Here is a 12,272-nt window from a genome sequence, read left to right on the forward strand (position 1 = left end):
GGAAGGACAAGGCAGAAAGAATCCCCCGCCTTCATCTCTCCCTTTAGGTTTATTCCTTTCATTCCTCTTGCGCCGTTTTAGATACTACGCACAGGCGGCAGTCCTGATACGGAGGAAAACAGGCATTCACCTTGACTTGCCGCACCCGGCATATGAGAATGCCCGCAGCTTCCGTTTCAGGAACTTTCCCTCATGCCAGCAGAAGAAGGCCAGCCAGACGACCAGCCCCGGACGACAGGGCAAGTCCCGCCTCCCGCTCCAACGACAGGCCTGGAACAGATTCTGCCCGGACGCCCCCCTCTCCCCCACGCGGAAGAAAAAGGCGCCTTTTTCGTTTACCAGAGGGAGCTGGCCCCCGGCACGCGCCTGGAACAGTATGAAATCATCCGCGTCCTGGGCAGCGGGGGCTTCGGCATCACCTACCTGGCGAAGGACCTGTTCCTGAACCGCAACGTGGTCATCAAGGAAAACTTTCCCTCCAGCTGCTCCTACCGGGACCCGCTGACCGGGCATATCCGGCCCAACAACGAGCACGACCTGGAAAACTACACCTGGGCCCTGAAGAGTTTCCTGAGCGAGGCCCAGACGCTGGCGGAGCTCAACCATCCCGGCATCGTCAGAATCCTGTCCGTTTTTGAAGCCAACGGCACCGCCTACTTCGCCATGGAGAACATCACCGGGCTTTCCCTGGACTACCTGGGGGAGAAACTCCACAGCACCGGGCACCGCTACACGGAGGACGAACTCAAGGGCCTGCTGACCCGCCTGCTGCGGATTCTGGACTACCTCCATTCCAGGCACATCTACCACCGTGACATCAAGCCCGGCAACATCCTGCTGACGGAGGAAGGCACGCCCGTGCTGATCGACTTCGGCGCGGCGCGCCATGCCCTGAAGCTGCATGCCGCCACCGTCCTGACCACCCAGGGGTATTCCTCCCCGGAACAGGCGCTGGGGAAAACGAACATCGGCCCCTGGAGCGACCTTTATTCCGTAGGCGCCACCTTTTACGCCCTCCTCACGGGCCACCCGCCGGAACGGGCGGAAGTGCGCCTGACGGAAGACGGCATGCCGCCGCTGCACAGCGACCCCGTGCTCACCCGCTATTACTCGCGGCAGTTCCTGCTTTCGCTGGACAAGGCGCTGGCTCCCCAGACCAGCTGCCGCTACCAGACGGCCCGTGAATGGATTCACGACATTTGCGCCATTTCCGGGGAAGAATCCTCCGCCACCATCCAGGTATCCCCGGCGGACATCCGCCACATTCATCCGGAAGGAATGCCGCATCCCTGCGCGGAGAAGAATTCCGGGAACAAAAAGGCCACCGCCGGGACGGGCGGACTTCATTCCTCCTCCCGCAGGCTGTCCGCGCGCACCCTCCGCCGCAACCGCCACATGATGTTCCTGATGGTGGGGAGCGTCTGCACCCTGCTGCTGGGCGCAGCGGCGTTCTACCTGATGGACTACCTGAAAAAGGCCCCCATGGGCACCACCATCAATACCATCAAGGAGGCCATCCAGCAGCCGGCCGCCAACGGGAAGGAATTGGCCCCTCCGCCCCGGGACCTGGCATCCATCCGCATCCCGGAGCTCAGAATGACGGAAGACGCGGCGCTGGAACCGCGGACGCTGAAGGAATTCCAGCTGCGCCTGGACGATACGATTCTGACCCGTTCCGGCATCCCCTCCATCCTGCCGGAAAAGCTGCGCATCTCCTGCATCTACCTCCAGATTATCCCTCCGGCCACCGGAGGGGAGGAACTGCACCTCACCATCCGGGACTCCAACGGAGCCCTGGTGGACCGTTCCGTCAACTCCGTCCCCTCCTTCACGGTGCCGGGGCAATCCACCTCCACCTTCTTCTTCCCGGCCCTGCCGGAGCTCTCCACGGACCGCGCCTACACATACGCCTTTGAAACCGCCGCCCACAAGGCCGTCCCCATGCAAATGGCGTGCTTCAAAAGCGAAACGGAACGCACGGAGGAGGCCTTCCCTAAAATCCGCTTCATCATCGCCCCCGCGGCGCCGGAACCGGCCCTGATGCATGACCCTGCCTACAAGGGGCTCGTGGCGGCAGTCACCACGCCTTCCCCGGGGCACGGGAACGTTCTCGGCCTGGCGAACGCCACGCCGGACATGCTGGCGGCTCTGGAACAACTGTCCAAAGCCGGCTACCCGGTGGCCCAGCAGGTATTGGGGAAACTCCTCATGTCTCCTGACTGCCCCGGCGGCCCCAGGCCGGAAGAAGGGGTGGAATGGCTCTACCGTTCCGCCACCGGAGGATGCTATGAGGCCATGAAGGAGCTGGGCATCCTGCTCATGGACATCCCCTCCTATTTTCCCCGCCTGCCACAGCAGCCCCCTCTGGCCTCCCGGGATTACGCCCAGGCGGCGCGGTTCCTGAGAATGGCGGTCCAGTACCGGGACCAGGAAGCCCTGTACCTGCTCTCCCTCATGTACTCCCAGGGCTGGGGCGTGCCCGCTTCCCCGGAGCTTTCCGGCCTGATGATGGAACGTCTCAACGGATCCGCCTACCTGACGGACAGCCTGAACCCGGAGGCGCCCATTGCGGCGTACTGGCTTCCCCTGCCGCTTGCCAGGAGGGAATCCACCATCCTGCGCTTCACCGTTCCGGGACCGTTCGCCCCATCCCAGCTCAAGGGCGTCACGCTGCATAACACGGGCATGAAGGACGCCTTCTCCATCAGCAAAATCAACATTCTCCAGCACGGACGCCTCATTCTGGACATCATCTCCCCCCAGGAAGTGCTGCCCGGCAAAAGCTCCGCCCCCATCGGCATCTCCATCCCGGAAGGCCTGCTGGCGGATACGTCCCTGCCCCTGGAGGTGGAAATCCTGCTGACGCCCGGAAACAGCAGCGGCGTGGTGGAAATGCCGCCTCCGGCGGAAAAGAAACGTTCCAGAAACGGAACCGATTAAGATTCAGCATCTTTTCATAAGAAGCAGAAGCCGGGGACCCGTAAAACAGCCTTGATTCCCGTCACGGGAATGCTACAAAAGGAACATGACTTCCCTTACTTTCCTGCGCCGCACGCTCCCCTTTCTGGCCGCCTTCCTGATGGCCTCCTGCGGTGACCCCACCGTCTCCTACTGGAAAAAGGCGGCGGACATCAATACGGAATACTCGGAAAAAAGCGATGCGCTGGTGCAGCGCCTCCTGAAGCTGAAAAAGAATCCCACCCTTCCCGGCCTGGCGGAAAGCAGCAGGGACGCGGCGGACCTGCTGCGGGAGCGGGACGAAGAACTGGCGGACCTGAGCACGAAAGACGTGGACCCCGCCGTGGCGGCCTATGTGGAAGAAGACCGCAAGCTCTTTGCCAGAGGGCGGGAACTGGCGGAACGCTACCAGCAATACTTTGAAAAATACCTCAAGGGAGGTCCGGAATTCACGCCGGACCCGTCCCGGGCCGTTTCCCACATAGGCCGCGGGCGGCAGGAAATACGCAAAATCCTGGCTGAAGCCCGGAAACTGGAAGAACGGGCGGAAGCCCTGAGGAAAGAAAAATCAGCCGCGTTTGAGGAGGAGCTTCCTCCGCTGCACTTCCGTCTTCCGGAAATGAAGCAGCTGCTGTCCAACCGTTAAAAACCGCCATAAACCATCTTTCCGGCTCCGGCTTTGCACGGGAGGCGCCTCCGTATCCCTCCCCCTTTTCGTTCATCAGCCATCCATGAAGCTTCTTCCGGCCCTTTTCCTCCTGCTCATTCCCTCCCTTTCAAGGGGGGAGCGGCATGAAACATTCTGCAGAAAGGCCATCAAGCTTCAACTAACCAGCTTCTTTCCGAAATACCGTTATTTCCTATTCACCGGCAGTTACACTTCCCCCCGCGCCGTACTCTCTGCAGCTGCCAGTCCAACAGGACTGAGCATCAGAAGCGGAAATGGAATTTCTTTGAAAGACACGTCCATCAGCATTTCCCATCATTCCTATGAACAGGAAACAGGCAAAGGCATATTCTCCCTGGGCCTTCTGGTTAAGGACCGCCCCTTCCCCCAAGACGGAAGAATCCAGATCAAGGGAAAGGTGCCGGTGAAATGCGCGCGGCTGGCCACTCTGCCAGAAACGGAAATCGATCTCCGTCCGAACGCCGCGTATTCCATCCCTCTCTGCATCTCCTCCTTTCTTGAGGAAGGGACGGACGTAGCCAATCTGGAAAAATGCCCGCATCTGGACATAAGGGTGAATCCGTATACGGAAACCAACACATGGAGCATCGGGCTCATTTATCCTGTGAGCTTCCCCTATGCCGGCATGGTATTCCTTGACCGGGAGGGACACAGGATCCCCGTGAAAACAGAAATGGCGCGATGCCGTTCGGGGCCGATCGAATTCCACCCGTTCACCTGCACTTTCCCGGAAAAATATGATCGCGTCCGCCTTGTCATTCACTATGCGGAAAAGCAGGAAACCAGGAACTTGCCCATCAACGCCGCCGTCTCCCGGGAAGACGCCTTGAAAGCAATGCCGCCCCATCCGGAAGGTGGCCGGATTCCCGGACAGCCTTCCGCAGAAACAGCGCATCTTTTCCAAAAACGAGATTGACACCCGCGGTTCTTTCCCCTAGTATCCGCGCACAACATCAGCGGCGGGGTAGCCAAGTGGTAAGGCGACGGTCTGCAAAATCGTTATTCGCGGGTTCGATTCCCGCTCCCGCCTCCATGTTTACTTTCAAACGTTTACGCCTTTAGCGTAGCAAGAAACGTAGTAAACCTCTTGTTTTTAGCTCCACATTCAGAGCAAGTCTTGTCCCGGGAAGGGGGGGTACGGTATGAGTTCCAGCCCCTCTGTTATCCACGCTCAAGGAGGCGCGCTTGACTACCTGTTGCATGCGCACGGAGAAACACAGGAGCAATGGAGCGCGCCTTTTGACGCCACGCCCATCCTCCCGGAACTCTCAAAAGCACTCTATGAATGCGGTCTAAACCACCATCAACTTGACGTGGTAAAAGAAGAAATAGCGGATGCCCGTTTGCATATCCTTATCGGTATTTTCACTATCCTTTTTCGCAACGGCCATCACCCGCAACGCGTTACCCGGAACGTTTACAAGCTTGCCAAACTCTACTGTCCAAAATCCGTAGAAAACTTGTCGCATTCTGACCTTGCTCTCCTGACCAGTGATACCATTTCCGCATCATCCATGCGGGCGCACGCCTGCAACGATTTCCTTGACTCCTTAACACCCGATCAAGCGCAAGCTCTTATCGGGAAATACGGGAAGACTGCCCTGCGCAAGCTTGCACAAGTATCTTGGACCAGCCGGAAGGCTCAAAAGAAATCCCGCAAAAAAAAGAAGCAGGACGCCCCCAAACCGCGCACCCGCAAACACCCGGAACTCAACCTTGATCTGTAACGGAAAAGGACGAAGATGGACACGAAAGCAAGATACCCCGCTATAAGTTCACCCAAGCTTCCAATAAACGCTTTTCCTTCCTGCTCAATTCCACTTATGGCGGCAAGACGTTCCAGTTAAATGACGGCCGCACCGTCAAATGGGACTCCCGCGGAAAAAAGCGAAGTAAGAAATACACTTTCCAAATTACTTGATAAAAGCTGATAAAAGCTGATAATATTTATCTTGACAAAAAGTGGTTCTAGCACATATTGGCATTACTACTAGTTCGTGTATCGCATACACCTCTAAAAAATCGCCCCAGCCTGCGTCACCAGGCCGGGGCTTTCTTTTAGCTAGTCAGAACAATAATAAGTTCCATCAGCCGTACTACTAATTCGGGGTTAAGTATCACATGTTACACCTCCTTTCTTTAGTCCGGGACCAACCCGGCAATGCGGATATACAGGAATATCCCCTTTATTACAATTTATTTACAACCGCGCAAACTGAAAGTGCATCCAGTCATAATCCCGCTCCCGCCCCAGGGACACGCCGCCTTCATCTTCCACGAACTCCCAAAAGGCATCATAATCCGTTCCGGAAAGGCGTGCCTGCGGCCGATGAACTTTTAGGCCGTTATGGTCAGGGTCCATTCTACCGCAATCCCCCAAGAATGCATTGACGGCCGGCTAATGGTCATTCGGTAGCTTCCGCCATTGCGCCAGGCCGCCGCCCCTTGGCTTCTCAAGCTGCTGCCCGGACACAGGAAGTGCTGCACTCCTTGGCAAAAGTGACAGTTAGAGTTTAGACAACAAAAAAGCCGTACCCTGTGAGGGCACGACTAGAGAGGGGAAGGCAATGTGACTTATCAGGCGTATCTATTTGTAAAAGAAAAAGAAATGAGCGTAAGAATTGCTAAAATTCCAATGATTGCGTATCCTGTGAATTGAGCGTTTCTCAGTCTTTGCTGATGCTTATCTTGAATATCCATTTTTTGCTTGTTGATGTCACGGCGAACGTCGCTAAGCCTGGTTTCTAAAGAATTTTTTGCGTCCAGTAGGTCGTTAATTGTGTTCTGAAGCTTTTTAATGGAGAGTTTGTGTTCTTCGTGGAGTTTTAGAAGGTCCTGGTGTGCTTTTTCTCCTACGGGCACTTTTGCCACGAATTCTTCAGAGTGTTCAAGGTGTGCAACTGGTTTATTATGCGGAGAGTTCAATTGCATAAATTTTTCTTCCGCCCGATCCATTTGGACCAATTCTTTTTCCATAGTATCTATGGATTCCATGAGTTTTCTGTTTTGCAGGGCAACCGCTTTGTTCATGTTCCTGTGCTTTTTTTCCATGGCTTCCTTGGCTTCAATGATCGCATAAGAGGTTCCTCGGCCTCCAGCCCTTCCGCTTGCCATTGATGCGCGGGCGGCGGACCTCATAGCGTCTGCCCGTCTTGCTATGTCTTCCGTATCACGTTTAATGATGTCAGCAAGTTTCCTATTATTAAGAGTTATCTGTTGTTTATTTTTATCAAGTAATTTAGCTATTCTGCCCGTCGTGTTTTAAAAGTCGCCAGCGTGACTTCCCATTCCTTAGCAGTTAATTCACGGTTAGCTAGTGCTGTTTCCACAGCGGCCTTTTTACGGCGTAAAGCCCGTTCCGCGTTCTGTTGTGCTGTTCGTTCCTGTTGTGCTTGTGTTTGTTTGAGGATAGTTTCTAACGCATCCCTCTTGTTCCGGAATGTTTCTTCTTCCAGGTCAAGAGTGTCATAAGATTCCTTTATCTTTCTCTCCAGATTATTGATTTTGGGCTCTGTAGTGAGTTGCAGCTTTTCCAGTTGAGAGTTCAGTTCATTTACGTTCTGGTCGTGTTGTACTGTCAAATGGTTATTGTACCAGACTGTTCCAATGATGGCTAGATAGTAAGGATGGATAGCAGATAGCGCATAGTTTTTGTAGCAGATACCGCCGTTATATATTGGCATTATTTGGCATGCAAGTTTTTTGTATTGGCTTGGTATTGGTGAATCAGGTTGTTTTCACACTTTCAAGAATGAGGGAGGGAACTCCCGTAAGTACGCTTTTTTGCGGCCTTGGTTAAATAGTTCTTGCCTTTTGCGCGGTGGTTGTGTTTACTCCGTCGCGCAGTCCCTGCAAACCTAATGTCGCGTTCGTCTAGCGGTCTAGGACTCCCGCCTTTCACGCGGGCAACACGGGTTCGAGTCCCGTACGCGATGCCAGTTTTTTCTTTTCCTTCCGTCTTGAACCGGAATCTTTTTTACGCCATCCCCCCGGTATGTTTCTGGATTTTTCCACCCGTTGTGGTATGGTTACTTCCGCCATGGCAGCCCAGAACGAAATTACGCTGAACGGAGCCCCGTATGGACTGGCGGAACCCTGTTCCGTTTCCCGGCTTCTGGAACTCTTGAACATGAACGGCAAACCCGTCGTCGTGGAGCACAACGGCTCCGCGCTTCTGCCGCAGGATTTTTCCCGGATTACGGTTTCTCCCGGAGACCGGGTGGAAATCGTCTCCATCGTCGCCGGCGGCTAGGCTCCCTTTTTCCTTTATTTCCCTTCCCAATCCGTCACCGCCATGCCCTCCATCCACGTCATGTCCCCCACTCTTGCCAGCCAGGTGGCGGCGGGCGAGGTGGTGGAACGCCCCGCCTCCGTCGTGAAGGAGCTGGTGGAAAACAGCCTGGACGCCGGAGCCAGATCCGTGCGGGTGGAGATACGCCGCGGAGGCGTGGGCCTGATCAAGGTGACGGACGACGGCTGCGGCATGTCCCGGGAAGACGCGTGCCTGTGCGCCAAGCGGCACGCCACCAGCAAGCTTTCCTCCCTGGAGGACCTGTTTGAAATCACTCACCTAGGCTTCCGCGGAGAGGCCATTCCCAGCATTGCCAGCGTCTCCCGCTTCAAGCTCTGCACCAGGCAGCAGCAGGCGCTGGAGGGCTGGGAAGTACGCATCGACGGCGGGCTGGAGCACGAGCCGAGAAGTTCCGGCGTCTCCCCCGGCACCGCCATTGAGGTCTCCGACCTGTTTTACAATACCCCGGCACGCCGCAAGTTCCTGAAATCCGCGGAGACGGAAGCTTCCCATGTGGAGCACCAGATACGCCTGCATGCCCTGGCCTATCCCCAGGTGCGCTTTACCTACAAGCGGGACGACCAGCTCGTCTTCGACCTTCCGGCCACGGCGGACCTGCGCGTCCGCATCTCCGCGCTGACGGATGCGGCTACGGCGGCAGCCCTGATTCCGATAGAAACGACCATCGGGCCCGGCATTTCCGTCACGGGCTTCCTGCTCCCGCTTTCCGAGGCCAGGCGCACCAGAAAGGGGCAGTACGTCTTCATGAACACCCGCCCCGTGGAGGACCAGCTCATCAACCGGGCCATCCGGGACGGCTACGGCGGTTTTCCCACCGGGCTGCATCCGGCGCTCTTCCTGTACATGGAGGTGGAGCCCGCGCTGGTGGACGTCAACGTGCACCCAGCCAAGAAGGAGGTGAGGTTCCGCCGTTCCGCGGACGTGGTTAATACCATTGTGGAGGCGATTGCCAACACCCTCCAAAAACACGCCCGGCAGGAAATTCACGCTTCCGCCGCCGTGCCGGAGACGGACGGCGGCCCTCCGGAACCGCCTTCCGCCGCGCCGCATGGGGAAACACCCTCCCGGGCGGACAATTCCCAGGCCTTCCCTCCGGCAAAACCCCGCACGGCCCCCGCTCCTTCCTCCAAACTCCCTTCCCTTTCTTCCCCCGCCCCCAGCAGGCAATCACGGGAGGCTGTTCCTCTTCCCCCCCTGCGCCCCATTCCCCTGAAGCAGGTTCCCGCCACCCAGGGGAAACTGGATTTCCAGCATCAGGCGGAGGGCGGCGGCGCAAGGGACGCCTGCGGAAAGGCCGCTCCGGAGAGGGACGCCACCGCCGGGTTCACCTATATGGGAACCCTCCACCAGCAATTCGCCCTGTTTGAAACGCCGGAGGGCCTGGTGCTGATGCATCCCAGGGCCGCGCGGGAACGCATCATCTTTGAACGGCTGCGGGCGCACCGGGAAGCGCCCATGCCGTCCCAGCAGCTTCTGGACCCGGTGATACTGGACCTGGACCCGCGGGATTTTGCCGTTATCCAGCAGTTCGCACCCCACTTTGACCAGGCCGGAATGACCGTCACGCCCTTCGGCCAGAACACGATCAGGATAGAATCCCTGCCCGCCCTGCTGGAACTGGAGAACGCCCGCGCCTTCCTGCTGGAGCTGGTGGACCGCCTCACCCAGTCCGAATTCAGCCGGAACGCCAAACGCATGGCTTATGAGACCTTCATCGGGGAAATCGCCAGGAAATCCGCCTGGAAGGAACGTATTTCCCCGCACCGCGCCCCGGCCATCCTGAAAGAACTGCTGGCCTGCGAAGTGCCGTACTGCACCCCGGGCGGCAAGCCCACGCTGGTGAATTATTCCATTCCGGAGATCAAACGCAAATTCGGCATCCAGGCGTAACGGGCCGGGAAAGCGGAAGGCCGGATACCTGGTCTTTCAGCTCCACATTTGAAATGGAAGGCCGCGCAGAAGAGCAGCAGGCCTTTGCCGCGGCCGAAAGGAAACCGGGAGCCAGCGAAGGAATGTTCAAGAGAATGAAGGAATACGGTTTTTGAAAGTGCGGCCTTTGTCCGTGCATTCATTCAGAAGCATGCGGCGCTTCCTGAAAGCCTTCTTTCAAAACAGGAGGTAAATGCCATCCTTCCATGAAAGCCGTTTTTCACTCCATTCCTTTTATCTCCCTTTCCTCCCCCTTTTCCGGCCCATCCGGTTTTAACGCGCGGGCCGCCGCATCCATCCCGTCCTGTACGGAAGCTTGCTCTTGGCAAGGGGGGGTCCCGCGTTTATAATGTTACCTTCCCTGTCGTCATCCAGCCCGTTCCCAGCCATGCCAGACCCCGCCCCCAGCAAGCCTTCCGCACCACGCATTGCTGAAACCGCCGCCGGAAAAGCCCTGATGGCCCTGCTGGCCCTTTTTTACGCCCTTCTGGCGACGGCGGCGGCAGGTGGGGAGTGGCACACCCTTTTTCTTCCCGCCTGCCTTCTGGCGGCGGCCCTTCTGCTGTTCTGCTTCTGCATCCTCCGGGGGTACAAGATTCCCAGCCCCGGGCTGCCGGGATGGCTGGCGCTGGGGCTGGGAGGCGGCTATTTCCTCCTGCGGGCGTGGTTTTCACCCTGGTTTTACTATGAGGGAGTGGCGGACCTGGGCCTCATCGTCACGGCCATGGCCATGTTCATGGCGGGGGCGTATGCCGGAGCCGGGAATGGGGAAAGGAGCGTTCTTCCCGTGCTGGCGGCGGCGCTGGGATTGCTGAACGCCCTGCTGTGGGGGTACCAGAACATGACGGGTACGGAGGCCTCCTGGTTCAGGCCGGATTATTCCCTGTTCGGAACGGAGCTGCGCAACATCGGGCTCTTCGGGTACAAGAATTTTTCCGCTCATTTCCTGTCCGTCACGGGATTTTTCCTCTGCGCGTACAGCATGGCTTCCGCCAGGAAATGGGGCATCAGCCTGTTCACGGGGCTGGCGCTCGTTCTCGTTTCCTTCACCTGCAGTTCCCGCGCCGCCTTTCCGAATGCGCTGGCTGGCGTCACCCTGTGCTTTTTCATTTATACCTCCAGCGTTTTCCGCAATAACAGGAAATTTTATACGGCGGCCATCTTGTTCATCCTGCTTCTCTTCCTGGGAGCGGCTTATGCCGTGCTGGACCTGGCCAACGGAGCCGGAAAGCTGGCCTCCCTGCTGGATACGTTCTCCTTCGGGAGCCGTCTGGACCTGTCCAAACTGGCGTGGGCGCTGGCGGACCAGGCCCCATGGTTCGGCCACGGCAGCCGGATGTTCACCAACCTTTCCACGGAGTTTTTTGCCGGGGCCAGCCTCCCCAATTTCGCCCACCATGAGTACGCGCAGGCCGCCTGCGACTACGGTTATGCCGGGCTGGGGCTGATGCTGGCCCTGCTGGTCCTGTTCCTCTTTTCCGGGTTCCGGAGCGTGCTCAAGCTGGCGGGGGAACACCAGCGCGCCAATCCCCTGGGGCCGGCTGCCTTCTGCGTGCTGTGCATCGCCGCCTTCCATGCCTATGGGGAGTTCATCTGGCACAATCCGGCATTGCTGGGCGCCAGCGCCCTGTGCTGCGGCATCACTTGCACCGCCTCCCTTTCCCGGGTGAAGGCCTCCCGGCGCGCCGGACGCTGGTTCCAGGCCTCTGCCGCGCTGCTGCTGGCGGCGCTGGCCCTGTGCTACGCGTTCCGGGCTTTCCCGGTCTGGAAGGCCTCCCTCCGGGCCGTTCCGGTTTCCTCCAACGAACGGCTTCCCATGCTGGAAGAGGCCGCTTCCAGCAGCCTGGACCCGGACCTGGTGCGGCGCAGCATCCTGCATGCCGTGGGCAGTCCTGCCGCTCCAGACGAGGCGCGGCTCAAGGAACTGGAACGGCAGGAGGAAGAGGCGGAATTGCGGAGTCCCGGCAATCACGGCCTGGCAGCGGCCAAAAGCCTGCTTTACATCCGCCAGGGGCGCCTTGCGGAGGCGGAGAGGCTGCTGCGCCCCTATGTGGAGAGTCCCGGCAGGTTTGACGACCGCATGTTCGCCTGGACCACCATTTACAGTAATATGCTGTATTCCTGGAGCGCGGCCATTGCGGCCCAGTCTCCGGGGCAGGCCCTGTCCATGGCGCTGACGGCCCAGCGCCTGATGTCCGCCCAGACGGATCAATGGCTGTTTCACGGCTCTCTGAATCCCCAGGTCAGGAAGGAACACGACCTGCGCCTCAGCGAGCTCAAGATGCTCATCATGACGCTCCAGGCCCGCGGAGCGGTGCCCGACCCCTCCTGGCGGAAATAGTATTTTTTTGGCGGCCAACCATCAAAGATTGCAGCGTTTGATGA

The 12,272-nt window shown here is 58.2% G+C and carries 9 protein-coding genes and 2 tRNA genes; 9 read left to right on the forward strand and 2 right to left on the reverse strand.

Going from position 1 to position 12,272, the window contains the following annotated elements; all coding sequences use genetic code 11:
* Positions 1-192: 192 nt before the first annotated feature.
* The 5 genes from J5W70_RS00485 (at position 193) to J5W70_RS00505 (ending at position 5,373) form a co-directional block, all read left to right on the forward strand.
* The gene (locus J5W70_RS00485) at positions 193-2,940 is read left to right on the forward strand and encodes a protein kinase domain-containing protein (RefSeq protein ID WP_022397000.1); all 2,748 of its coding nucleotides are present in this window, start codon (positions 193-195) and stop codon (positions 2,938-2,940) included.
* 85 nt (positions 2,941-3,025) lie between these two features.
* Positions 3,026-3,604: a hypothetical protein gene (locus J5W70_RS00490; RefSeq protein ID WP_022396999.1), complete on the forward strand. Its 579-nt coding sequence runs from the start codon at positions 3,026-3,028 to the stop codon at positions 3,602-3,604.
* Between the two features lie 307 nt (positions 3,605-3,911).
* The gene (locus tag J5W70_RS00495) at positions 3,912-4,562 is read left to right on the forward strand and encodes a hypothetical protein (protein ID WP_102727975.1); all 651 of its coding nucleotides are present in this window, start codon (positions 3,912-3,914) and stop codon (positions 4,560-4,562) included.
* Positions 4,563-4,604: 42 nt separating this feature from the next.
* Positions 4,605-4,679 (forward strand) — tRNA-Cys (locus J5W70_RS00500).
* 109 nt (positions 4,680-4,788) lie between these two features.
* Entirely contained in the window at positions 4,789-5,373 is a 585-nt protein-coding gene (locus tag J5W70_RS00505; RefSeq protein WP_022396997.1) for a hypothetical protein, read from the forward strand.
* Between the two features lie 850 nt (positions 5,374-6,223).
* Here J5W70_RS00505 and J5W70_RS00510 read toward each other — a convergent pair.
* Both J5W70_RS00510 and J5W70_RS00515 read right to left on the reverse strand, forming a co-directional pair.
* A complete protein-coding gene (locus tag J5W70_RS00510) occupies positions 6,224-6,676 on the reverse strand; it encodes a kinetochore Spc7 family protein (protein WP_146020086.1) in 453 nt (150 codons plus the stop codon).
* A gap of 212 nt (positions 6,677-6,888) precedes the next feature.
* On the reverse strand, positions 6,889-7,329 hold the full coding sequence (locus J5W70_RS00515) for a hypothetical protein (protein ID WP_022396994.1): 441 nt from the start codon (positions 7,327-7,329) through the stop codon (positions 6,889-6,891).
* A 179-nt stretch (positions 7,330-7,508) separates the two neighbouring features.
* Between J5W70_RS00515 and J5W70_RS00520 the strand changes: the two genes are divergently transcribed.
* The 4 genes from J5W70_RS00520 to J5W70_RS00535 all read left to right on the forward strand — a co-directional run bounded on the left by J5W70_RS00520 (position 7,509) and on the right by J5W70_RS00535 (position 12,228).
* Positions 7,509-7,584, forward strand: a tRNA-Glu gene (locus J5W70_RS00520).
* Between the two features lie 101 nt (positions 7,585-7,685).
* Positions 7,686-7,898, forward strand: coding sequence for a sulfur carrier protein ThiS (thiS, locus tag J5W70_RS00525; RefSeq protein WP_180971774.1), 213 nt, complete (start codon positions 7,686-7,688; stop codon positions 7,896-7,898).
* A gap of 42 nt (positions 7,899-7,940) precedes the next feature.
* The gene (gene mutL / locus J5W70_RS00530; protein ID WP_022396992.1) at positions 7,941-9,848 is read left to right on the forward strand and encodes a DNA mismatch repair endonuclease MutL; all 1,908 of its coding nucleotides are present in this window, start codon (positions 7,941-7,943) and stop codon (positions 9,846-9,848) included.
* A 427-nt stretch (positions 9,849-10,275) separates the two neighbouring features.
* Positions 10,276-12,228: an O-antigen ligase family protein gene (locus J5W70_RS00535; RefSeq protein WP_022396991.1), complete on the forward strand. Its 1,953-nt coding sequence runs from the start codon at positions 10,276-10,278 to the stop codon at positions 12,226-12,228.
* Positions 12,229-12,272 lie beyond the last annotated feature (44 nt).

It is taken from the genome of Akkermansia massiliensis (genome assembly GCF_018847375.1).
Taxonomy (GTDB): domain Bacteria; phylum Verrucomicrobiota; class Verrucomicrobiia; order Verrucomicrobiales; family Akkermansiaceae; genus Akkermansia; species Akkermansia massiliensis.